General features: G+C 58.0%; 18 protein-coding genes. 11 read left to right on the top strand and 7 right to left on the bottom strand.

The window, feature by feature from the left end:
* Positions 1-3: 3 nt before the first annotated feature.
* The 4 genes from mexE to EL257_RS14290 form a co-directional block, all read right to left on the bottom strand.
* Positions 4-1257, bottom strand: coding sequence for a multidrug efflux RND transporter periplasmic adaptor subunit MexE (gene mexE, locus EL257_RS14305; RefSeq protein ID WP_126363555.1), 1254 nt, complete (start codon positions 1255-1257; stop codon positions 4-6).
* A gap of 269 nt (positions 1258-1526) precedes the next feature.
* Positions 1527-1988, bottom strand: a complete 462-nt coding sequence (locus EL257_RS14300) for a DUF805 domain-containing protein (RefSeq protein WP_126363553.1) — start codon at positions 1986-1988, stop codon at positions 1527-1529.
* Positions 1989-2004: 16 nt separating this feature from the next.
* Entirely contained in the window at positions 2005-2352 is a 348-nt protein-coding gene (locus EL257_RS14295) for a DUF4190 domain-containing protein (RefSeq protein ID WP_126363551.1), read from the bottom strand.
* Positions 2353-2485: 133 nt separating this feature from the next.
* Positions 2486-3403, bottom strand: a complete 918-nt coding sequence (locus EL257_RS14290) for a LysR family transcriptional regulator (RefSeq protein ID WP_126363549.1) — start codon at positions 3401-3403, stop codon at positions 2486-2488.
* 270 nt (positions 3404-3673) lie between these two features.
* On the opposite strand from EL257_RS14290, the gene EL257_RS14285 reads away from it, so the two are divergent.
* The 4 genes from EL257_RS14285 (at position 3674) to pgm (ending at position 9916) form a co-directional block, all read left to right on the top strand.
* Positions 3674-4696: a zinc-dependent alcohol dehydrogenase family protein gene (locus tag EL257_RS14285; protein ID WP_126363547.1), complete on the top strand. Its 1023-nt coding sequence runs from the start codon at positions 3674-3676 to the stop codon at positions 4694-4696.
* Positions 4697-5261: 565 nt separating this feature from the next.
* Positions 5262-6713 carry a hypothetical protein gene (locus tag EL257_RS14280; RefSeq protein ID WP_126363545.1) on the top strand — a complete coding sequence of 484 codons (1452 nt, stop codon included), beginning with the start codon at positions 5262-5264 and terminating at the stop codon, positions 6711-6713.
* A 49-nt stretch (positions 6714-6762) separates the two neighbouring features.
* Positions 6763-8163, top strand: coding sequence for a PLP-dependent aminotransferase family protein (locus EL257_RS14275; protein WP_126363543.1), 1401 nt, complete (start codon positions 6763-6765; stop codon positions 8161-8163).
* A 106-nt stretch (positions 8164-8269) separates the two neighbouring features.
* Entirely contained in the window at positions 8270-9916 is a 1647-nt protein-coding gene (pgm, locus tag EL257_RS14270) for a phosphoglucomutase (alpha-D-glucose-1,6-bisphosphate-dependent) (protein WP_126363541.1), read from the top strand.
* Between the two features lie 70 nt (positions 9917-9986).
* On the opposite strand, the gene EL257_RS14265 is transcribed toward pgm, so the two are convergent.
* A complete protein-coding gene (locus EL257_RS14265) occupies positions 9987-10682 on the bottom strand; it encodes a pirin family protein (protein ID WP_126363540.1) in 696 nt (231 codons plus the stop codon).
* A 276-nt stretch (positions 10683-10958) separates the two neighbouring features.
* Here EL257_RS14265 and EL257_RS14260 point away from each other — a divergent pair, with 276 nt between their 5' ends.
* On the top strand, positions 10959-13433 hold the full coding sequence (locus EL257_RS14260) for a UvrD-helicase domain-containing protein (protein WP_126363538.1): 2475 nt from the start codon (positions 10959-10961) through the stop codon (positions 13431-13433).
* A gap of 48 nt (positions 13434-13481) precedes the next feature.
* On the opposite strand, the gene EL257_RS14255 is transcribed toward EL257_RS14260, so the two are convergent.
* Positions 13482-13754, bottom strand: coding sequence for a DUF1652 domain-containing protein (locus tag EL257_RS14255; RefSeq protein ID WP_126368127.1), 273 nt, complete (start codon positions 13752-13754; stop codon positions 13482-13484).
* A 261-nt stretch (positions 13755-14015) separates the two neighbouring features.
* On the opposite strand from EL257_RS14255, the gene EL257_RS14250 reads away from it, so the two are divergent.
* The 4 genes from EL257_RS14250 to EL257_RS14235 are packed head-to-tail and all read left to right on the top strand — an operon-like array spanning position 14016 to position 17806.
* Positions 14016-14831, top strand: coding sequence for an AraC family transcriptional regulator (locus EL257_RS14250; protein ID WP_126363536.1), 816 nt, complete (start codon positions 14016-14018; stop codon positions 14829-14831).
* Between the two features lie 52 nt (positions 14832-14883).
* The gene (locus EL257_RS14245; RefSeq protein WP_126363533.1) at positions 14884-16290 is read left to right on the top strand and encodes an NAD(P)/FAD-dependent oxidoreductase; all 1407 of its coding nucleotides are present in this window, start codon (positions 14884-14886) and stop codon (positions 16288-16290) included.
* A 30-nt stretch (positions 16291-16320) separates the two neighbouring features.
* Complete coding sequence (locus EL257_RS14240) at positions 16321-16665, top strand: cupin domain-containing protein (RefSeq protein WP_126363531.1); 345 nt, start codon at positions 16321-16323, stop codon at positions 16663-16665.
* Between the two features lie 55 nt (positions 16666-16720).
* Positions 16721-17806, top strand: a complete 1086-nt coding sequence (locus tag EL257_RS14235; RefSeq protein ID WP_126363529.1) for a polyamine ABC transporter substrate-binding protein — start codon at positions 16721-16723, stop codon at positions 17804-17806.
* A gap of 839 nt (positions 17807-18645) precedes the next feature.
* On the opposite strand, the gene EL257_RS14230 is transcribed toward EL257_RS14235, so the two are convergent.
* On the bottom strand, positions 18646-18870 hold the full coding sequence (locus EL257_RS14230; RefSeq protein ID WP_126368125.1) for a YgdI/YgdR family lipoprotein: 225 nt from the start codon (positions 18868-18870) through the stop codon (positions 18646-18648).
* A 193-nt stretch (positions 18871-19063) separates the two neighbouring features.
* Between EL257_RS14230 and EL257_RS14225 the strand changes: the two genes are divergently transcribed.
* Both EL257_RS14225 and EL257_RS14220 read left to right on the top strand, forming a co-directional pair.
* A complete protein-coding gene (locus EL257_RS14225) occupies positions 19064-20716 on the top strand; it encodes a VRR-NUC domain-containing protein (RefSeq protein WP_126363527.1) in 1653 nt (550 codons plus the stop codon).
* Positions 20713-23031, top strand: coding sequence for an ATP-dependent DNA helicase (locus tag EL257_RS14220; protein ID WP_126363526.1), 2319 nt, complete (start codon positions 20713-20715; stop codon positions 23029-23031). The genes EL257_RS14225 and EL257_RS14220 overlap by 4 nt, the downstream gene beginning before the upstream one ends.
* Positions 23032-23033 lie beyond the last annotated feature (2 nt).

The following is a 23033-nucleotide window of genomic DNA, read 5'->3' as shown; positions in this document are numbered from 1 at the left end:
CCCTTAACCGCGTGGGGTCGTAGCAGCCAGCTTCGCAGCCGAACCCGAGGCACCCTTGGCAGGGGCGACTTTGGGCAGGTTGCTGGCTTCCAGCGCTTGACGTTGTTGAGCGAGTGCCGCGAGGGTTTGCTCGCTGGCCATCGGGATCACTTCAGGAGTGACCGGCGAGCCAGGGCGAACCCGTTGCAGGCCCTTCACGATGATCGTGTCGTCTTTGTTCAGACCGGTACGGACGATGCGCAGGCCTTCGATCTTCGGACCCAGTTCAACGGCGCGATAGGCGGTTTTGTTGTCCGCATCCATCACCAGGACGAACTTCTTGCCGAGGTCGGTGCCGACGGCTTCGTCATTGATCAGCATGGCGTTGTAGGTGCCGCTGCCGACCAGTTTCAGACGCGCGTAGAGCCCCGGGGTGTAGGTGCCATCAGCGTTGTCGAACACGGCGCGGCCACGGATAGTGCCGGTTTTCGGGTTGACCTGGTTGTCGACGAAGTTCATCTGGCCGAGGTGCGGATTGCCGTCTTCATTGGACAGGCCCATGTACACCGGCGTGGTAGCACCGCGCTGGCCGTTGCGAGCGAGTTGGGTGTACTTGAGGAACACGCGTTCATCAGCGTCGAAGTAGGCGTAGACCCTATCGGTAGAAACCACGCTGGTCAGCGCGGTGGTGTCGGCGGTCACCAGGTTGCCGGCGGTGATCTCGGCACGGCTGACGCGGCCACTGATCGGCGCGGTCACGCGGGTAAAGCTCAGGTTCAGTTTGGCCAGGTCCAGTTGCGCTTGCAGGGCACCGACGGCGGCGCGGGCTTCTTGAGCGGCGCTGGCGCGCGAATCAGCCAGTTCGGCAGAGATCGCGTTGCTGGCGCGCAGACGCTCACCACGACCGGCTTCGTTTTCACTGCGGGTGGCGGTGGCGCGAGCCTGGGCTACGAGTGCTTCGAGGCGGCGGACCTCAGCCTGAAACGGACGCGGATCGATCTGGAACAGCAAGTCACCTTTCTTGACCAGTGCGCCTTCGGTGAAAGCGACTTGGTCGATCTGTCCGGAAACCCGTGGACGGATTTCAACGGTTTCAGGCGCTTCAAGGCGCCCGGTGAACTCGTCCCACTCATTGACCGGTTGTTCGATTACCTTGGCCACGCTGACTTTGGCAGCAGGTGGCGCGGCGGCAGTCTCCGGAGTCTTGCCGCAGGCGCTCATCACCAGTACGGCCAAAAGGGCCAACGGGAAGCGCAAATGTTTGAGTGATTGTTCCATGGATGCATCCGCCAATGTATTGAAGATGGGCGGATGATGCTCGGCGGGGTGTGATGGCACGAATCGAATGAAGCAAAGGTAACTATCATTCGGAATGATATAAGCGCGAATCAAGCCCTCTAGCATGCACCTTTCGTTAGGGGGCTATCAATTCATTTGAGCGCAAAAGCTTGTTGCATGAACTGCAAAGATTTAGCGCAATTATGAAAGCGAAGGCCAGAAACAAAGAAACGGCCGTGAAGGCCGTTTCGATTGATGCAGTGCTGCTGTCAGTTGATGCCTTTGCGGTTGGCACCAAAACGATTCGGCCCAGGCTGGCTGTCCTGTGCGAGGAAAACGATATTGACGATCGGCAGCAACAGCCACCAGCCGCTACGGTCCGTGTCGTGCATACGGCGCACACCGACGGCAATACTCGGCACCAGCATCGCCAGATTATAAAGACCTTGCATAACCCCGCCGGTCTGGGCAAAACCGTCAATGAAGCCCATAACGAACGCGACGCCCATGTTGATAAGGAAGAACAGCCAGTATTCACGACGCGTAGCGCGACCGTTGAACACGGCGTAATTCTTCAATGCCTCAAGGTAAGGATTGCCTGTGGTGATGGCGGGGCCGCTTGCGTAGGACTGCGGCGCGGCCTGAGCTGCCTGTGGTGCGCCGCACTGTGGGCAAGCCAGGGCCAAGGTGCTTATTTCCTTGGCGCAACCGCGGCAGAAAACCATGCTCATATTTTTTCCCTAAAATTTATTCAATCGATAGACAAGCCAAAACGAACGCAGTGAGGCCGGACAAAATAATGCCGGCGATTGCGAGGTTTCGACCAGGTTGTTTTTGGTTGACACAGATGACGCCGCAAGCGAGACCGGCGATGCTGAAAACACCAACACCGAGGATCGTTTCAGCGTCCCATTCGGAATCATCAAACAGCGTAAGTGCGCTGATAATTCCCAGGATCATCGAGACGATGGCCAGCCAAGGCACTTCGGCGTGCGTCTGCGGCACCAAGAGTTGTTGGCTGGCTCCGCATTGCGGGCAGGTGAGCGCCGTTTCGTGTAGCTCCTTGGCGCAAGCACGACAATAGACCATTGCCATCGTTTTCCTTAACTGAATGCGGGTGTTCCGGCCCCCATGGGCCGGCGCGGCAGTAAGTTAAACTTTATTACCGCATTTGTCATTAGCACATTGCCATCACGACGGACGCGAAGGGGATTTGGCAACAACAGCGTTACTGCAGACTGTCCGGATCGCCGAAGAACATCTGAATCCGCGACCGCAACCAGCGCTCACCCGGATCGTTATCCTGAGACCCACGCCACGCCATGTGCAGCTCGAACGTGCGCGTCGGCAACGGTGGGTCTTCGGCGCGCAGACCGCCAGCCGCCGTTAGTGCTTCCGCCGTGTAATCCGGCACGGTGGCGACGATGTCCGTGCCTGCCAGCAGCGTGCCCAATCCATTGAACTGCGGCACCGCCAGTACTACGTGCCGTTTGCGTCCGAGTTTTTCCAGTTCTTCGTCGACGAAACCACTCAGGTCTCCGGCAAACGACACCAGCGCATGCGGGCGCGCGCAGTAGTCGTCCAGACTCAACGGTCCCGGCACGGTGTCAGCGCGCAGCAATTTTGGCGCGCTGCGACGCAAAACCTTGCGTTTGGCGTTGGCCGGCAAATCGGTGGTGTAGCTGACGCCGATGGAAATTTCTCCGGAGGCGAGCAGGCCCGGCATCAATATGTAGTTGACCCGACGCACGACCAGCACGATGCCCGGCGCTTCGGCGCGCAAGCGTTTGAGCAGCATGGGCAGCAGGGCGAACTCGACGTCATCGGACAGGCCGATACGAAATACCGAGGTACTGGTCGCCGGATCGAACTCTGCCGCACGGCTTACTGCCGTCGAAATGGAGTCGAGCGCAGGCGAGAGCAGGGCGAAGATTTCCACCGCCCGAGCGGACGGCTCCATGCTGCGTCCGGTGCGTACGAATAAAGGATCATCGAACAGACTGCGCAAGCGCGACAACGCCGCGCTGATCGCCGGTTGACCAAGGAACAATTTTTCCGCCGCCCGGGTCACACTGCGTTCGTGCATCAATGTTTCGAATACGATCAACAGGTTCAGGTCGACACGACGCAGGTCATTACGATTCATCTGGAGTCCTGGCAGAGTCATCAAGCTTGACGAGAGCGACCATATGAGAACAATGGCCGGCATGAATCTTACGGGGAAAGGCTGGTACTCTGCACCGGAAAATTCAGCTTTACTGAAACAGTGGCAGCACTTTTTTCATCGATTTCGCCAATGCCGCCATTGCTGCGGAATCAATGACAGGCATGTTGACTATTAATAGCCACTGATAGTCGTGGGTCGAAAGCCCAGATAGAGTTCATGGCATTAGAGGTTACTTTGACGAGGTTTGCGATGTCCCGCACGATCCGTTTTCACAAGTTTGGTCCGGCCGAGGTGCTCAAATGCGAAGAGCATGCGGCCGCTCAGCCAGGTCCTGGCGAAGTGCAGGTGCGTGTCGAAGCGATCGGCATCAGCTGGTACGACACGCTCTGGCGTCAGAACCTGGCCTCGTCGCAGGCACGTCTGCCTTCGGGCCTCGGCCACGAGATGGCGGGTGTGGTCACAGCTATCGGCGATGGTGTCGATGACCTGTCGGTGGGTGACAAGGTTGCCAGTTTTCCGGCCGAGAGCCCGAATGACTACCCGGTTTATGGCGAGCAGATCATATTGCCGCGTACCGCGTTGACCCGTTATCCAGACGTACTCAGCCCGATTCAGGCCAGCGTGCATTACACGCCACTGTTGATCGCCTATTTTGCTTACGCCGATCTGGCGCGGGTCAAGCCTGGCCAATTTGCCCTGGTGACTGACGCCAGTCACTGCGCCGGCCCTTCGTTCGTCCAGTTGGGCAAGGCACTGGGAGTGCGGGTGATTGCCGCGACCAAAGACGCGGAAGAGCGCGAATACCTGCTGTCCCTTGGCGCAGAAAAAGTGATTGTCACCGAGGAAGAAGATCTGCTGATGCGGATCAACAAGATCACCGACAATCGCGGCGTCGACGTCGTGTTCGATGGCCTTGGCGGCCCGCAGATGTCGCTGTTGGGGGATGTGCTGGCACCGCGTGGCAGTCTGGTCTTGTATGGTCTGCAAGGTGGCAATCAAACGCCGTTCCCGGCCTGTGCAGCGTTCCAGAAGAATATTCAGTTCTTCGTGCACTGCATCGGCAACTTCACCGGCAAGCCGGAGTTGGGCATCGTTCAGGATCACGTCGCGCTGCAACGTGCCCTGCGCGACATCAACCAGTTGACGGCGGATCGTGTGTTGCTGCCGCTCAAGACCCGAGTGTTTCCGTTCACCGAGTTTGTCGAGGCGCACCGGTACATGGATGAATGTCCGTGTCGTGAACGGGTTGCTCTGCAAGTCGAGCCCGCCTGATATCCAATAGCTGTCCGTCAACCAAAGAGTCCGTGATCCCACGGACTCTTTTGCGTTTAATCCTCCTGAAAACCACAGTTCCCCGGGCGCCCTGCACGGGGCGGTTCAGCAACTGAACCGGTTTTTCCCCTCGATCTGTATCTTCTAATCCCCACACAAGCCCTGATAATTGAATGATTACTTTCATCTCAAGGAATGAGCTATGGCTGTGCATTCTATTTGCTTCGCTCGATATAAATCGACTTCCGATATTTCTAACGTCTACTTGTGTTTAAAGGCTGTAGTCCCATTCCGAAGTTGCGTCTTTTTTTCTTGTGCTCATTTGCCGTAGGACCTTGTGGGAAGTTTCCGAAGAAGCTTTTAACAATATCTAAAAGGCATAGAAAACAAGGTGATACGTGGCTTAATAGGACTTTGATCGGGTGCCTTTCAGATCAAGTGTTTCAAATAACTACGCAATCACAAGTGTTAGCATCTGAGCGTCTATTACTTACTAATGAATTTTCACGCGTCCCCTTGTTGGGACTGCGTGACATGACCATTTCGATTACCGGGTGAAGTACCGATGAGCGCAATCCATGATCAGGCAATGAACTACGTCTACCAGCAAGTGCTGCAACGCTTGATGAGTTTCTTCTCGCGTGCCGAGCGCACGGCGTTGCAGTTATTGATTCATAGAGTCGTGGTGGCGGCGGGGGGGATGGAGCGCATCGGTGATTTCAAGGTGATGGTGGTGCAATCCGGTGCCCGGGACAGCTTCTACAGCCTGGCGTTGCTCAGAGCGGCCCAGTTGAGTCTTGCCGGCCGTGCGCCGGCCACGTTCCAGTTGCGTGTTGCCTCCTTGCGCTGGAACGCCAACGATGCCAGCACCCTGCAAAACCTGCATCGCAGCTACAGCTCACTGTTTCTCTACGATGATCCGCGAGTCGAGTTGGTGATGGTCGATAATCGTGAGGTACTGCCTTTCGATGCTCAGGCGCCGGTCAAAGAGGAAAGCGTCGCGGCTAATCGATTCAATCTGCTCATGATTGCCCATCGCCGTGGCTTCAGCGAAAAGCTCGAACTGTGGGATGACGCCTATATTGCCACCGCAGGGCTCTACAGCCAGGTTGCCCGCTGGAACCATGGTGTCGACGCTCTGATCGGCAGTGAGCCGCCGCGCCGGCAGAAACACTTTCTCGATGGTCTGAACCGGGCGCTGCAAAAAGCCGGAGTCGGCGGGCTGCCCTGCAATTCAGGCACGTTTGAAGAGCTGTTCGGGTTGCTCGACAGGCAGGATGGTGATTTCTATCGCGAATTCCATAGCGAAGACGAGCTGACGCCCTGGCGCCCGGAGGGCAAATTCGAGGCCTGCCGGCGAACAAGTTATGTCGATATCCACGATATGGTCGTCGGCAATCTGGAGGAGCGCTGGCCGTTGCTGAGTGATTTTCTCGGGTTTCAGCCGGGCGACCTCGTGCAGCAATACAGCGAAAGCGAATATGCCGACCCGTTGGTAGGGGCTTACCTGGAAGGTTTGCACGCGAGTTTTATTGAGGGGCGTACTTATGAGGCGGGGGTTCGCGACTTCCTCCAGCGTAATCTCGAACTGATGCAACACAGGCAAGTCCCCGAATCTGTCCGAGAACAGTGGCTGGCGACGTTTGGGAGCGGGGCGGATCTGAACCATTCGCAACAGCAGGCACGCGAGGCGCTGCAGCTGGGATTCGCCATGGATGAAACCCAAGTGATCTGTCTGCTGTTCGCGCCTTTCGTCAACGGCGGTGCCGGGCTTGAGCGATTCTTGCGCAGCTGTCACCCCGGCATGCTGGTGGCCTTGCCGGATCTTCACCGAGCCATGCAAGGTCTGCATGCACCCGAGCAGGTATTGAAATGGATGACGGATGTCAGCGGAATGCCGGTTCGGCTGATTGCTCGTCTATATGCGATGGGGGCGATGCAGTTGCAGGCGCCGGACTCGCCCGAGATGCAAGCCGGTGGGTGTGCCATTGGCAACGGCCGCTCGGCGGAAGGTTGACGGTGGAGTTCGATTCGGCAGGCACCGAATCGCCGCGGGATTGGCGCCGATGAAAACCTTGCGCGAAAACGACTTCGCCTATCAGGCGGTTTATCGTTACTTGAATCAACTGCTCAACGAACCGGGCGGCAATGAACCGGTGCGTTTGCCGTCGCTGCGACAGTTGGCTGATCGGTTGAATGTGTCGATCTCGACGATCCAGTACGCCTATTCACTGCTGGAGAAGGAAGGCCGGGTGTATTCGGTTGCGAAATCGGGATATTACGCAAGGGCGCAGACACCTTGGACGGCACCGGGAAACGGCGAGGATTTGCTTGAAACGTTGTGCCTTCACGCCAGACGCCCCGATATCTGCGTGCTAAGTCACGATGATCCGGCGGCGGTGCTGCCACTCGACAGCCCGCTATTGATGCTCGAACGCGAGTTGTTGCGCCAATATCCGCGTCAGACGCACATCAACACGCAGCCTTGTGGCGAGCTCGAACTGCGCACGGTACTCGCCGCGCGCTACACGACATCGGCCACGCGGTGTTGGCATGCCGAGGATGTCTACATCGGCGCCGACCTGCGCGGAGTGCTGGAGATATTGATCAGTGTGCTGGCGCTGCGTGGCGCGACGATGGTGATCGAATCACCGTGCGACTGGACGATTTTGCGCCTGCTGGAAGCCAACAATGTGCGCGTCATTGAATTGCCGTTGCAGGCGTTGGGGGAGCTGGATGCGCGGCGACTGGAAGCGTTGCTCAAAACCGAACCGATACGGCTGATCCTGTTGTCGTCGGCGCTGAGTATGCCCCACGGCAGTCTGGTCTGTGAGGACAACCGCCGCGCCATTGCCAGCCTGCTCACACGACACGGCACCTGGGTATTGGAAAACGATTGTTACAGCGAACTGGATGAGCGGCTGGACGGGCAACGCTTGCGCAATCTGCTCGACCCAGAGCGCTTGCTGGTATTTTCCAGTTTCGAGAATGTCATTGGCGCTGAAGCGCCTTACGGCTTCGTGTTGTCGCGCCAGTGGCGTCATGAGTTGCACCGACATTTCCTGCTGCGCTCATTTCGCATGTCGCCGATTCGGCAGAAGGCCATCGCCCGTCTTTACGCCGGTGGGCGCATTGACCACCACCTGCCGATATTGCGGCGTTTGCTCAAAGAACGCCGTACGCATTTGATCCAGTTACTGCGCGAACGTCTGGGCGAAACCCTGCAGATCGTCGAACCGTACGGAGGCGCCACCGTTTGGGTCCGCTCGTTGCGACCCGTGGACATGCGCGCGGTGTTTCAACGACTGCTCAAGCAACAAGTGCTGATCGCACCGGGTGAGCTGTTCAGTGCCAATGGCCTGTACGAACACCACATGCGTCTGAGCTCGCTCGGGCAGGGTGATCACGACCTGGCTGCCGTGGTCGGAATGCTCGCAGATGCCTTGCGCCTGGCCCCCGGTGACTGACGTTAAAAAACATCTGATATTGCTCGGATACATCTCGTCGCACTACGGTCAAACTGCCAGTAAACTGCGCTGTATTTCCTGAACCACTCTTTATCAGAGGTTTTGCATGACACTCAGTCCTTTTGCGGGCAAACCGGCACCGGCAGAACTGTTGGTCGATATCCCGCGACTGGTAACGGCCTATTACACGGGTCAGCCTGACGCATCGGTTTCCACTCAGCGCGTGGCGTTTGGCACGTCCGGCCACCGAGGCAGCTCCTTCGACTTGAGTTTCAATGAATGGCACGTTCTGGCAATCAGCCAGGCGATCTGCCTGTATCGCGAAGCCCAGGGCATCAACGGCCCATTGTTCGTCGGGATCGATACCCATGCGTTGTCGACGCCTGCCGGGGCAAGCGCTCTGGAAGTGCTGGCGGCCAACGGGGTGACCGTGATGATTGCCGAAGGCGATGAATACACGCCGACGCCGGCGATTTCTCACGCGATTCTCTGCTACAACCGTGGCCGTACCACGGGCCTGGCTGACGGCATCGTTATCACGCCGTCGCACAACCCGCCACAAAGCGGCGGCTACAAGTACAACCCTACCAACGGCGGCCCGGCCGATACGCACATCACCAAGTGGATCGAAGCCAAGGCCAACGAACTGCTGGCGAACAAACTCGCCGGGGTCAAGCGCATCAGCTACGAGCAGGCGCTCAAGGCCAGCACCACGCACCGCCATGACTACCTCAACACCTATGTCGCTGACCTGATCAATGTCATCGACTTCGACGCCATTCGTGATGCCAAGCTGCGCCTTGGTGTTGATCCGCTGGGTGGAGCAGGGGTGCGCTACTGGTCGGCCATTGCCGAGCATTACCGTCTGGATCTGGAGGTGGTCAACAAAGAGGTTGATTCGACGTTCCGTTTCATGACAGTCGACTGGGACGGTCAAATCCGCATGGACCCGTCGTCCAGTCATGCGATGCAAGGTTTGATCGGTCTGAAAGAGCGTTTTGACGTGGCGTTCGCCTGTGATCCGGATCACGATCGCCATGGCATCGTGACCCCATCGGGTGGTTTGCTGGCGCCGAACAATTATCTCGCGGTGTCCATCGATTATCTGTTCCAGAATCGTCCGCAATGGCGTGCTGATGCCGCCGTGGGCAAAACCGTGGTCAGCAGCGGCTTGATCGATCGCGTTGCGAAACGCCTGGGTCGTCGTCTGTACGAAGTGCCCGTTGGCTTCAAATGGTTCGCCGACGGCCTGTTTGATGGCTCATTGGGCTTTGGCGGGGAGGAGAGCGCCGGTGCGTCGTTCCTGCGTAAGGATGGCGGTGTCTGGAGTACCGACAAGGACGGGCTGATTCCGGCATTGCTTGCCGCCGAAATGACTGCTCGCACGGGTCGCGATCCAAGCCAGGCGTGTAACGCGCTGACTGCCGAGTTGGGCGAACCGTTCTCGGTGCGCGTAGACGCCAAGGCCAATCCTGAACAGAAAGCGCTGCTGAGCAAGCTGTCACCGGCACAGGTCACTTCGACCGAACTGGCTGGCGAGCAAATCCAAAGCATTCTCAGCCACGCACCAGGCAACGACCAGGCCATCGGCGGTCTGAAAGTGATGACCGAAAACGGCTGGTTCGCCGCGCGTCCTTCGGGCACCGAAGATATCTACAAAATCTACGCCGAAAGCTTTATCAGCGATGATCACCTCAAGCAATTGGTGGCCGAAGCGCAGACGCTGGTAGATGGCGCCATCTCCAGCAAGTAAGGCAGCGAACGCACAATAAAAAACGGGCGACCATTGGGTCGCCCGTCTTTTTTTGCCTGCGAATTCGACCTCAGGCGAGGTCCACCAGTACGATTTCGCTGTCTTCAATCGCAGTAACAGTCAGCACCTGCTCGTGTTCCACTGCCACGCCGTCGCGCGCTTGGGCGCGCAAACCGTTGACTTCGATCACACCGGTGGCTGGCACCAGGTAAGCGCGACGCCCCGCGTCCAAATGGTATTCAGCGGTTTCTCCGGCTTTGATGTTCGCCGCGACCAACCGTGCGTTAGCGCGAATTCGCAGGCTCTGGTCATCGCCGTCCTTGCCGCTGGCGAGCGTGACGAAACCTTCGCGCTCACCTTTGGGAAACGGTTTTGCGCCCCACGATGGCGGTGCGCCGGTTTCGGTCGGCAGAATCCAGATCTGGAAGATCTTCGTCTCTGTGGCTTCCAGGTTGTATTCACTGTGAGCGATGCCGGTTCCGGCGCTCATCACCTGCACATCGCCCGCTTCGGTCCGGCCCTTGTTGCCCAAGTTGTCCTGGTGAGTAATCGCGCCTTCATGCACATAAGTGATGATTTCCATGTCGCGGTGCGGGTGCTGCGGAAAACCGGTTCCGGCGGCGATGATGTCGTCGTTCCAAACGCGCAAGTTGCCCCAGTTCATACGCGCCGGATCGTAGTACTCGGCGAACGAGAAGTGGTGGTGGGCATCCAGCCAGGCGTGATGGGCGCCGCCCAGCGAGCTGAAAGGTCTGAGTTCAAGCATGATCGTCTCCTCAAAAGGCTCGGCGTGCAGTGCGATGACGGCACCTGCGGCGAAACCGGTGGTTTATGACGGCGATCATCTGTCAGCCAACCATCGATAAAAAGCGTAAAAAATGCAGCATGATGATCGAATAAATCGATCGGAATTCCGCCCTTACGGTCTGATCTCACTTTCACTTCGTCACCTAAACCAATGTCCTGTAAGCATTTCGCTAGAACTCGACGACGAATGCAGACACCATAGCCGCCCTCAGCCTCACACACTGGAGCCCTCAGCGTGGCGCAACACACTCCTGATCTTCCTCCCGAACTCCGTCCTCTGGCCGAGATGCCTTGGTTCAAGCGCCTGGCCGCGCGTTTCTTCGGCCACGGCCTGACCCGCCTGCGCGCGCAGCATCGTGCGTCTTGGCTGCATGGCCAGGCCGACGGATTTCGCAGCGGCCACACGGCGGGTGTCGAATACGGTTTCAAGGAGGGCAAGCTGGAAGGGCTGGAGGAAGGTCGGCAAGTGCTGCTGATCCGCGACAGCCGCAATACCGAGCACCGTCCGCCAAGTGTCGATAACTATCTGTTTGATGACTGGCGCCTGCCGCTCAACGCCGAGTTGAAAAAGCGCATGAAGGCTGACGTGGCGCGGTTGCTGCCGGAGCATGCGCAGCCAAGCGCGGCGCAATGGAAAATGATTTTCAGCGATACGCCGTCGACCTCCGTGGTCGCGGGCGCCGGTGCAGGCAAGTCCACCACGCTGGTGTTGCGCATTCTGTTATTGACGCAATATCTGGGCTTTGAGCTCGACTCAATGACTGTGGTGACATTCACCCGAGAGTCGCGCAAGGATTTCATCAGCAAACTGATCGAGATGTTCGCGCTCTGGGGCCAGACACTGAGCCTTAAACAGGCACGGGAGCTGGTGCGAACCTTCCATTCGCGCATCCTGCCGATGGTGCGCAGTCTGCCGGGCTTCGAACGGCTGCAAGCGTTCGAAAATCTCAGCCACCGAACGCCGGGCGCAGATGAGGACGTCGACAGTAATCCATTCGACCTGCGTATCAACGATGCCCAGCGTCAGCAGCTCAACACTTGCTATCACCGCTTGTTCACTGAGGACGAACGTTTCCGCCAGCTGATCCAGCCATTGTCCCGCGCCGCGCTCCAGCTCAAAGAGCTGGAGCGTGATCACCCCGATGTGCAGAAACGCATGGCCGTGACGGAACTGGCCGCCAAACGCGACGAAGAACTGTGCGATGCCATCGAAGATCTGTGGTTTCGTGCCGGCGCCTGGCCGATAAAAGGCGTCGAACCGAACCGGCAGACATTCGACATCAATGGTGCGAAATTTCATTGTCACGGCTACATCCCCAGTCTCGATGCCTGGGTCGTTCTCGGTTTTGATCCGCGGGAAAATGTGCAGCTTGCTCGCCCCAATGCCAAGCTAAGTATCCGCGCGGAATGGGCGGTGAAGCGCACCCTGTTTCAAGCTTTCTGTCGTAAGCCATTGATATGGTTCGATAGTTACGATTCGGCGAAGCGTGTGCTCGCGACGTTGGCTGGCGATGCCAGCGCTGGTCCAGGCTTCGATTACAAGGTCAAAGGCGAATTGGCTTCAGCGCCCTTGCTCGACTGTTTCGTCGCTGCGGCAGGCTTCATCGAAAACCTCGGGCTGGACGTGCCGGATGCCGTTGGCCGCATGAGTTTTGCCAAGGATGACCCGGACCGGTTTTTCTTCGAGGCGCTGAGCCTGTTCTGGCGCGCTTTCGAAGATCATTTGCTCGATCAGAAACCGCCGGTGATGACCTACAACCGCATGTTCGCCTTGTTCAGCGAACATTCGCCGGAAAATCTCAAGCTGCTGAGTGATGAGCTGCTCAGGCCGATGTCCCACCTGATGATCGACGAATTTCAGGATGTCTCTCCCCAGATCGTCTCGTGGATCCGCGCCACGCTTAATGAAATCCGCAGTCGTGGCCCGGCGATGCATGTCGGCCGCGGTGCGCAGCGCTCTTCATTGCTGTGCGTCGGTGATGACTGGCAATCGATCTACGGCTGGCGCGGCAGTTCACCGACATATTTCATGGAGTTCAACAAGGAATTCCCGTCGCCTGGCACGACACGGGTCATGCTCAGTGACAACTATCGCAGCCATCAACACATCATTGATGCCGCCGAGCATATCGTACGCGCGGCACCAGCAATCCCCGGCAAAAAGGCCAAAGCCAGCGGCGAAGTCAAAGCCTTGCAGCCAGTCAATGTGCTGGAGCGCGATGATCAAGCCCTCGCTCAGCGCCTCGCCGAACATTATCGACAAGGTCATTCGATCCTCATGCTGTATCGAAAAAGTAGCGATAAGTCATTGATTGAACAACATATTCAGTCCGTAGTTAATGTGGATTCGAGATTGCCGTACGAAGACCGCCGCCTTAAGCAACTGACCTTTCACAGCGCCAAAGGCTTGCAGGCAGATGCGGTATTTCTGCTCGGCGATTGCCAGCACCTGACCAGTTCGCCGTACAAGAATCAGGTTTACCGCATGGCCGGTTTGGGCAAGAACGGTGATAGCGAGCCGTACGACAGCGCTCAAAAGGACGAAATCCTGCGCCTGGCCTATGTCGGTATCACCCGCGCGGTGAGCCATTGTTATTGGTACGTCGAACGGCAGGAGGCGCCGGCGATCAACATGCCGCGAGCGTCAGATCGCGTTGCTCAGGGCAAAGCATTCTTCGCGGATCATCGCAAACAGAAGCAAAGCGCTTGAACAAAAAAGCCCGCAGCAATGCGGGCTTTTTGCTTTTAAATCAGAAAGTTACGCGTAACTCCTGAGAGACTCTGGAGGTACAAATGCCTCCAGCTCGTCCTCCACCGCTTCAATGATTCGCTCGACATCCGCCGCGTTCATCACCGTGGCGCAGGGAATGCCGGCAATGGCGATCAGGGTTTCCCCATTAGCGCGATCAAACAACCGGGCGATCATGCTGCCGGGCGCATCCATTGTTGCCTCGAACCCCATTGGATGAAAATGCCAGCGCATCAGCTGGCAAGCGTTGGGAAACGTGACTTTGCTCGAACCTTTATTCATGTGTTGCCCGCCTTCTTCATCGAGCGCTTCCATTTGCTCATGTAGGTGGGAAGAGCCTTCATTGGCTCAACCGGTCTCAGACTTTAAAAGTAGCATCCGTTTGTGAAAATACTGTGAGATTTTTCAGTCCGTTTGGCGATTGATTGGCTTTTTTTGATGTAAGTCACGGCTGCACCAACATCGGCACATTGCCAGTATCGACTTTTCATTGAAGCGCAGGGCGAACTTGGGCAAGCTCGGTTTTTTCCGCCGAGCTTTCATATGCACGCCGACGACGACGGCCCCGAACAGACCCAGGCCACGGCCGCTACGGTCATGCGATACCATCTGAGCTGGAAACACCGTGATCTTGATGCCGTGATGGCGCTGTATCACCCGGCTGTTCAATACAACGATTTCTTTCAGAATCGTGTGCTCGGTCTTGATGAGTTGCGCGAATATGTCCGCGTGAGCATGCCAAGAGAATCCGACGAACTGCTGGAACATTGCGACCGCATTCGCGTCGACGGCAATACCGCTTTCATCCAGTACGAAGTCACGTTGCGCGGCGGCGAAGGATTGGTTTCGTTTCGTTCGAGTGAGGCGATCACCGTCAAGGATGGCTTGATCTGGCGCGTCAATGAATACGCATCACTGGTGCGCACGCCCACCGGCGGCACGGCCGCCACCAATCAGCGGCCGGCAGTCAGTCGCCTCGGTTTGTCTCCCCGGCAGTTGAGCTTCATGGCCGAAGACCTGCAGCAATACTTCGAACAGCAGCAGCCTTATCTGGATCCGGAACTGGACTTGCAGCGGGTGGCGAAGGAGTGCGGGTACAGCCGCAACCAGATCTCATATCTGCTGAACCAAGTGTTGGGGCAAAGCTTTTATCGCTACGTCAATCAGGCGCGCCTGCAACATCTGTTGCGCTCGCTGGACACCGCGACACCGCCGCTGCGCGTCGATGAGTTGGCGTTCGCCGCCGGATTCAATTCGCTGTCGGCCTTCTACAGCTGTTTCCGCCAGCACACCGGCCAGTCGCCGAAGGCTTACGTCAAACAAATTTCTTTGCGGACACGCGCGCAAGACATCCCCTGAGTTCGCCCACTAGGATCGACGCCATCGAAAGTTTTCAGTGGCGGAGTCTTGCATGCCGGCGTGGCGCACTATCAGTTTGTGGATGGATCAGCTCGACGAACCGTTGACGGCGCGGCCGGCGCTTGAGCGGGATCTGGATGTCGACGTGGCAATCATCGGTGCCGGCTATACCGGCCTGTGGACCGCGTACTACCTGAAGAAGCACGCTCCGGGCCTGAGCATCGCCATCGTCGAGGCGCAAACCGCCGGGTTCGGCGCCTCCGGTCGCAATGGCGGGTGGCTGATGGGCAATCTGCTCGGCGAGGATCGCTTGCTCGCGGGCCTGTCGCCGGAACAACGCCGTGCCTCGTTTGATCTGTTGCACAGCATTCCTGATGAAGTAGAAATCGTCCTCGAAAACGAGGGCATCGACTGCGACTACCGTAAAGGCGGCGTGTTGTACTGCGCCGCGCGTTATCCAGAGCAGGAAGCGAGCCTGCGCGAATACTTGAGCAAACTGCACGCTCAAGGCCTGACGGACGACGATTACCGCTGGCTGAGTCCTGAGCAACTGGCACAGCAGATCCGCGTGGCCAAGCCTTATGGCGGGATTTTTGCCCCGCATGTGGCGACCATTCACCCGGCCAAACTGGTGCGCAGCCTGGCTCGTACCGTGCAGCACATGGGCGTCAAGATCTACGAAAACAGCCCGGTCACGCATTGGCAATCGGGGAGCTTGCGAACCGCCAAGGCCAGCGTGCGCAGTCGCTGGATCGTTCCGGCCGTGGAGGGGTATTCGGTCACGTTACCGCCGCTGGGCCGTTATCAACTGCCGGTGCAAAGCCTGATTGTCGCGACCGAACCCTTGTCGCCCGCGACCTGGGATGAAATCGGCCTGAACCGCGGACAAGCCTTCAGTGAATTCAGCCGGCAGGTCACGTACGGCCAGCGCAGCGCTGACAATCGGCTGATTTTCGGCGCACGTGGCGGATACCAGTTTGCCGGCAAGCTGCGCCATAACTTTGATCTCAGTCGGGATGAAGTCGAGTTGCGCCGTTATTTGTTCGGCGAATTGTTTCCGCAGCTGAAAAACGTGCAGATCACCCATGCGTGGGGCGGCAACCTCGGTATGTCGCGGCATTTCAAACCGCACATGCTCTGCGATCGCGCCAATGGTATCGCGCTGTCGGGCGGTTATGGCGGCGAGGGCGTCGGTGCCAGCAATCTCGGCGGGCGAACCCTGGCGGATCTGATCCTCGAGCGCGACACCGAACTGGTTCACCAGCCCTGGGTGTTGCCTGACGGCGGTATTCATGCGTTGCGCGCCTGGGAGCCGGAGCCATGTCGCTGGCTCGGCTACAACGCGATCATCAAAAGTTTTGTCCATGAAGACCAGACCCTGGCCAACCCGGCGACGGCGCTGTGGCGGCGCAAACTCGCCAGCCAGGTCGCCGGCTTCATGGAAGGCTTCATGCACTGACATCCTTTTCGTCAACACACAGGTCTGACCATGAGCATTACCCAGTTCAAAAACACCGCCACCCTGCCACTTGAAGAATCCAACCCGGTCGCCGTGCCGCTTGGCGAACCGGTGGCGATCGCCTCAACCACCAGCGTCGAGCGCGATGACGGCGTTGAAACGGGCGTCTGGGAATGTACGCCGGGCCGCTGGCGTCGGCAGATCACCGCGCAGGAGTTCTGCCATTTCATTTCCGGGCGCTGCACCTTTACCCCTGACGGCGGTGGCGAAACCCTGCACATACAAGGTGGCGACGCACTGATGTTGCCGGCCAACACGCTCGGGATCTGGGATATCCAGGAAACCGTGCGCAAGAGCTACGTGCTGATTTTCTGATTGCTTGATCCTTTTGATTGCCTGCCAACAAAAAAACCTACACAGGAATCGACCCATGATCCGCAAGACCCTCGCTCTGGCACCGCTGATGCTGGCCGTTTCCCTCGCTCAGGCGGCGGAAACGGTCAAGGTGTACAACTGGTCCGACTACATCGCGCCCGACACCACGAAAAATTTCGAGAAGGAAACCGGCGTCGGCGTCACCTATGACGTTTACGACAGCAATGAAACCCTCGACGGCAAACTGATGACCGGCAAATCCGGTTACGACGTGGTGTTTCCGTCCAACCATTTCATGGCGCGGCAGATCCAGGGCGGGGCGTTGAAGAAGCTCGACAAAAGTCAGCTGCCGAACTGGAAAAATCTCAATCCTGTGCTGCTCAAGGCTTTGCAGAACAACGACCCGAACAACGAACACGGCTTTCCGTACCTGTGGGGCAGCACCGGCATCGGCTACAACATCGCCAAGGTCAAAGCTGTATTGGGTGACGATGCCCCGGTCGATTCATGGGATCTGATTTTCAAACCCGAATACATGGAAAAGTTACAAAAGTGCGGCGTAGCCATCCTCGACAACGGCCCGGAATTGCTCCCGGCCGCGCTGAATTACCTGGGCTTGCCGCATCACAGTAAAAATCCCGAGGACTACAAGAAGGCCGAAGCACTGCTGATGAAAGTGCGTCCGTACGTCAGCTACTTCCACTCTTCGAAATACACCAGCGATTTGGCCAACGGCGACATCTGCGTCGCAGTCGGATTCTCCGGTGACATCCTGCAGGCGGAAAACCGCGCGAAAGAAGCCAAGAACGGTGTCGACATTGGTTATGCGCTTCCCAAGGAAGGCGCGGCAATCTGGTTCGACATGGTCGCCATGCCCGTCGATGCACCTGACGAGAAGGCAGGGTACGAGTTCATGAATTACCTGTTGCGTCCGGACGTCATGGCTGGCATCAGCAACTACGTGCATTACGCCAATGGCAACGAACAGGCCGACAGCTTGATCGACCCGGCGATCAAGAACGACACCAAGGTCTATCCGAGCCCAGAGATGATGGGCAAATTGTTCGCGCTCGAAGCGATGCCGTTGAACATCGACCGGATCCGCACGCGGGTGTGGAACAAGATCCGCACCGGTAGCTGACGGTCTCGCATTGCAGGAGCTGCGGCACGCTGTGATCTTTTGATCGTGTGTTAAAGAGTCAAAAGATCGCAGCCTCGTTTCACTCGTCAGCTCCTACAGAATGTGGTGCCCGTGTAGGAGCTGCGGCACGCTGCGATCTTTTGATCTTGTTTTAAAGAATCAAAAGATCGCAGCCTCGTTGCACTCGTCAGCTCCTACAGAATGTGTTGCCCGTGTAGGAGCTGCGGAACGCTGCGATCTTTTGATCTTGTTGTAAAGAGTCAAAAGATCGCAGCCTCGTTTCACTCGTCAGCTCCTACAGAATGTGGTGCCCCTGTAGAAGCTGCGGCACGCTGCGATCTTTTGATCTTGTGTTACAGAATCAAAAGATCGCAGCCTCGTTGCACTCGTCAGCTCCTACAGAATGTGGTGCCCCTGTAGGAGCTGCGGCACGCTGCGATCTTTTGATTTTGTTTTAAAGAATCAAAAGATCGCAGCCTCGTTTTACTCGTCAGCTCCTACAGAATGTGGTGCCCCTGTAGGAGCTGCGGCACGCTGCGATCTTTTGATCTTGTTTTAAAGAGTCAAAAGATCGCAGCCTCGTTTTACTCGTCAGCTCCTACAGAATGTGGTGCCCGTGTAGGAGCTGCGGCACGCTGCGATCTTTTGATCTTGTTTTAAAGAGTCAAAAGATCGCAGCCTCGTTTCACTCGACAGCTCCTACAGAATGTGGTGCCCGTGTAGGAGCTGCGGCACGCTGCGATCTTTTGATCTTGTTTTAAAGATTCAAAAGATCGCAGCCTCGTTTTACTCGACAGCTCCTACAGCAGAGGGCTCGATTTCAGGGGGAGGGCCAGGACTCAGTCTTCCTTGCGAACGGTTGCTACTTCGTCGGCGCGTACCTTCACTTTGGCGCCGGAAATATCCTCAAACTCGTAGAATCCGTCTTTGGTCTTGGTTTTCGGCATATCCTCGGTCAGATATTGCGTGCCGTTCTGCAAGGTCACCACCGTCTGGGTCGAGCAACCGCCCAATGCCAGCGCGGCCACGGCTGCGAAACAAATTCCCAGTGCCTTGATTTTCATACCCACCTCTAAATCCTCATGCGATGCAATGACGGGCATTGTCGGCCCTCTAACGCGGTTGGTGCTGCCGGCACGGCAAAAGTTCGATGGCCCGACGAAAAAATGCCATTGATCCTTTTCCGTTTGCAACGCACCGGGCAGAGCTGGTATCTGTACGCATAACCAGTATTTGCCCGCATGGCCCTGAATTTCCGTGACTGCCAATCCGCTCGACGATCCGTTCTATTACCTCAACAACTTCCGGCAAGTGCTTGATTGGCTTGAGCTTCGCTATGCCGACGTGATGAGTGCTGCTGAACACGGCTTTATCCGCCAGTTCCACGCCGTGCCGCGCGCTTCACAAGGGTTGCTGGTGCGCATGGTCATGCGCAAGGGCCTCCATTTTCGCGCAAGCAAACTCAATTACCTCGAAATCGGTGACATCGTTCACGCCGCGCAACCGTTGCTTGATCACGGCTGGATCGTCGAACACGCACCGTTGAGCATCGCCGAGCTGTTCGATGTGCTGCTCAAGGCCGAAATTCTTCAGGCATTCGGCGCTGCGATCGACCAGCCCAAGGGCCGCAAGGATGATTGGCTGCCGCTGCTGGCCGAGCAGTTCAGCGAAGCGCGCAGCCTGCGTGACTGGGCACCGGGGCTGGAGGATCGTCTGTTCAGCCTGACCCTCATGGACCTGTGCGATCGCCTGCGCTTGATGTTCTTCGGCAACCTGTATCAAGACTGGTCTGAATTCGTCCTCGCCGATCTCGGCATTTTTACCTACGAAAAGGTCCCGTTCTGCGCGGACTCTCGCGGTCTGCGCAGCCGCGAAGACGTCGACGCCTGCTTGTTCCTGCATGCTTGCCAGTTGCGCTTCGAAGCCGGCGAGCCGCTGGAGGACATTGCCGCACAAGTCGGCGCGTTGCACTTCGACAACCCATGGTTGCAGCGTCGGCGCGGTAAGGTGCTGTTCCAGATCGGCCAGTATGGCGAACGCATCGGTGAGTTCGCGCTGGCCCTGAGCATCTATCGCGACTGTGCCTATCCCGGCGCGCGTTTGCGCATGATTCGAGTGCTGGAGCGCTGCGGCGAGTATGCCTTGGCGTTGGAAATCGCAACCCAGGCGCAATTGGCTGTAGAAAGCGCCGCAGAGCATCAGGGTTTGCAGAGAATAATGCCGCGCTTGCGCCGCAAACTCGGCGGCCCGCCGCTCAAGCGCGCAGTGGCGAAACCGGTCGAGCGGCTGGATTTGCAGTTGGCGCGCAGCGATCCGGCGCTGTCGGTGGAATTTCACGTGCAGGCGCATCTGCACGACGACGATGGCCCGGTGCATTACGTGGAAAACAGCCTGATCAATTCGCTGTTCGGGCTGCTGTGCTGGCCAGCGATTTTCGCACCTTTGCCCGGCGCGTTCTTTCATCCGTTTCAGCGCGGCCCCGTCGACCTGCTCAACGAAGATTTCCAGCAGCGCCGTGCCGAGCTGTTCCAGACCTGTCTGGGCGAACTCGACGATGGCCGTTATGCCGACACCATTCGTCAGCGATTCGTCGACAAATGGGGCGTGCAGTCGCCGTTCGTATTTTGGGGCGCATTGAACGAAGGCTTGCTTGAGCAAGCGCTGGCATGTCTGCCCGCCGAGCACCTCAAGCACTGGTTCAACCGTTTGCTGCTCGATATCAAGGCCAACCGCGCCGGCATGCCCGACCTGATCCAGTTCTGGCCGCAGGAAAAAACCTACCGGATGATCGAAGTGAAAGGCCCCGGCGACCGCTTGCAGGACAATCAACTGCGTTGGCTCGAGTTCTGCCACGAGCATCAGATGCCCGTCGCCGTCTGCTACGTGCAATGGGCGGAGCAGAGCGCTTGAGCTACAACGTTGCAGTGCGGGCACTGTGCGAGTTCACCGCCAAGGCCGGCGATCTCGACCTGCGTTTCACGCCTTCGCCCACTGCGCTTGAGGGCATCGTCGGCCATCGCACGGTCGCGTCGCGGCGCAGTGAGCAATACCAGAGCGAAGTCGCGTTGGAAGGCGAGTTCCGTCAGCTAAAGGTCAAGGGCAGGGCGGACGGCTATGACCCGACGCAGAATCGCCTGGAAGAAGTCAAAACCTACCGCGGCGATCTGAGCAAACAACCGGCCAACCATCGGCAGTTGCATTGGGCGCAAGCGAAAATCTATGGCGCGCTGATGTGCCGCAAGCTCGGACTCCAAGAGATCAGTCTGGCGCTGGTGTACTTCGATATCGTCAGCGAGAAGGAAACCTGCCTGGTCGAACATTGCAGCGCCGCTGAGCTGCAAAATTTTTTCGAGGCGCAATGCGGGTTGTTCCTGCAATGGGCCGAGCAAGAGATGGCTCATCGACAGGCGCGCAATCTGGCGGCGCAACAATTGGCGTTTCCCCACGCGGATTTTCGTCCCGGCCAGCGGCATCTGGCCGAATCAGTGTTCAAAGCCGTCAGCACCGGCCGCTGCCTGATGGCGCAGGCGCCGACCGGTATCGGCAAAACTCTTGGCACGCTGTTCCCGATGCTCAAGGCCTTGGCGCCGCAGCAACTGGACAAAGTGTTTTTCCTGACCGCGAAGACACCAGGGCGCAAACTGGCGCTGGACGCCAGTCAGGTGTTGTTCGACCGGTCGCCCGGCTTACCCTTGCGCGTGCTGGAAATGGTCGCGCGGGACAAGGCCTGCGAGCATCCGGACAAAGCCTGTCACGGTGAATCCTGTCCGTTGGCGCAAGGCTTTTATGATCGTTTGCCGGCCGCGCGCGCAGCGGCCAGTCGCCTCAACCTGCTTGATCAGGCGGCCCTGCGCGAGGTCGCCGCGCAGCACGCGGTGTGCCCGTATTACCTGAGCCAGGAAATGGCCCGATGGGCCGATGTGGTCATCGCCGATTACAACTATTACTTCGACTTCAGCGCATTGCTGTTCGGTCTGGCCCAGCTCAACCAGTGGAAAGTCGCGGTGCTGGCAGATGAGGCGCATAACCTGGTCGAGCGCGGGCGGCAGATGTACAGCGCCAGTCTCGACCAGTTCGCACTTGCCAGCGTGCGCAAGACCGCGCCCGCCGCGCTGAAAAATTCCCTGCAACGCATCAATCGTGAATGGAACGCCCTGCATGCACCGCAATTGGCGGCGTATCAGGCGTATGACAAAGCGCCGGAAAAACTGCTGCAGGCGATTTCCCTGTGCTGCGCGGCGATTGGCGATTATCTCAACGAACACCCGCAAGGGCTGGAAAGCAGCCTGCAGAACTTCTATTTCGACCTGCTGCAATTCGGCCGGGTCGCGGAGCTGTACGACGAAAGCTATCTGTTCGATATCAGCAAACGCGACCTCGACCGCAAAAAACCGCTGTCGCAACTGTGCTTGCGCAACGTGGTGCCGGCAGCATTCATCGGCCCACGACTGACTGCGGCGCGCAGCAGTGTGTTGTTCTCCGCAACCCTCAGCCCGCGCAATTATTACGCGGATCTGTTGGGCGCCCCGGCCAGTACGGTGTGGATCGACGTCGAATCACCGTTCGAAGCCGAGCAATTGCAAGTGCACATCGTCAGTCAGATATCGACACGCTTCAATCACCGCCAAGCGTCGCTGGAGCCGATAGTCGAGTTGATCGCCCGCCAATTCCGCGAGCGCCCCGGTAACTATCTGGCATTCTTCAGCAGCTTCGATTATCTGCAACAAGTGGCGACGCTGCTGGCCGAACGACATCCGCACATCCCGCTGTGGCAGCAGTCGCGAGGCATGGCCGAGGGCCAACGTCAGGCGTTTTTGGATCAGTTCACTGCCGACAGCCAAGGCGTCGGTTTTGCCGTGTTGGGCGGCGCGTTCGGCGAAGGCATCGATTTGCCGGGCGCGCGGTTGATCGGCGCATTCATCGCCACGCTGGGCCTTGCGCAACTCAACCCGGTCAACGAACAAATGAAACGCCGCATGGCGGCGATTTTCGGCGCCGGTTACGACTACACCTATTTATACCCTGGTGTGCAAAAAGTCGTACAGGCGGCTGGGCGGGTGATCCGCACGCGTGAGGATCGCGGCGTGGTCATGCTCATCGATGATCGTTTCGCCGAAGGGCGCGTCCAGCAGTTGTTGCCGCGCTGGTGGGCGATCAAAAGCGAAACGGTGGCTTTTCAATTTCCCGGATTACCGCATAATTCTGCGCATGACACTGTGCGATGAAT

Source organism: Pseudomonas fluorescens (assembly GCF_900636825.1).
In the GTDB taxonomy this organism is placed as follows: Bacteria; Pseudomonadota; Gammaproteobacteria; order Pseudomonadales; family Pseudomonadaceae; genus Aquipseudomonas; species Aquipseudomonas fluorescens_BG.
The sequence above is the reverse complement of the archived record's forward strand: the minus strand, read 5'-3'. Positions and strand labels throughout refer to the sequence as shown.

Excerpts from the sequence above, each read along its gene's own strand:
- mexE (WP_126363555.1), bottom strand. The coding sequence starts at position 1,257 with ATGGAACAATCACTCAAACATTTGCGCTTCCCGTTGGCCCTTTTGGCC.
- EL257_RS14300 (WP_126363553.1), bottom strand. The coding sequence starts at position 1,988 with ATGAGCATGGTTTTCTGCCGCGGTTGCGCCAAGGAAATAAGCACCTTG.
- EL257_RS14295 (WP_126363551.1), bottom strand. The coding sequence starts at position 2,352 with ATGGCAATGGTCTATTGTCGTGCTTGCGCCAAGGAGCTACACGAAACG.
- EL257_RS14290 (WP_126363549.1), bottom strand. The coding sequence starts at position 3,403 with ATGAATCGTAATGACCTGCGTCGTGTCGACCTGAACCTGTTGATCGTA.
- EL257_RS14285 (WP_126363547.1), top strand. The coding sequence starts at position 3,674 with ATGTCCCGCACGATCCGTTTTCACAAGTTTGGTCCGGCCGAGGTGCTC.
- EL257_RS14280 (WP_126363545.1), top strand. The coding sequence starts at position 5,262 with ATGAGCGCAATCCATGATCAGGCAATGAACTACGTCTACCAGCAAGTG.
- EL257_RS14275 (WP_126363543.1), top strand. The coding sequence starts at position 6,763 with ATGAAAACCTTGCGCGAAAACGACTTCGCCTATCAGGCGGTTTATCGT.
- pgm (WP_126363541.1), top strand. The coding sequence starts at position 8,270 with ATGACACTCAGTCCTTTTGCGGGCAAACCGGCACCGGCAGAACTGTTG.
- EL257_RS14265 (WP_126363540.1), bottom strand. The coding sequence starts at position 10,682 with ATGCTTGAACTCAGACCTTTCAGCTCGCTGGGCGGCGCCCATCACGCC.
- EL257_RS14255 (WP_126368127.1), bottom strand. The coding sequence starts at position 13,754 with ATGAATAAAGGTTCGAGCAAAGTCACGTTTCCCAACGCTTGCCAGCTG.
- EL257_RS14250 (WP_126363536.1), top strand. The coding sequence starts at position 14,016 with ATGCACGCCGACGACGACGGCCCCGAACAGACCCAGGCCACGGCCGCT.
- EL257_RS14245 (WP_126363533.1), top strand. The coding sequence starts at position 14,884 with ATGCCGGCGTGGCGCACTATCAGTTTGTGGATGGATCAGCTCGACGAA.
- EL257_RS14240 (WP_126363531.1), top strand. The coding sequence starts at position 16,321 with ATGAGCATTACCCAGTTCAAAAACACCGCCACCCTGCCACTTGAAGAA.
- EL257_RS14235 (WP_126363529.1), top strand. The coding sequence starts at position 16,721 with ATGATCCGCAAGACCCTCGCTCTGGCACCGCTGATGCTGGCCGTTTCC.
- EL257_RS14230 (WP_126368125.1), bottom strand. The coding sequence starts at position 18,870 with ATGAAAATCAAGGCACTGGGAATTTGTTTCGCAGCCGTGGCCGCGCTG.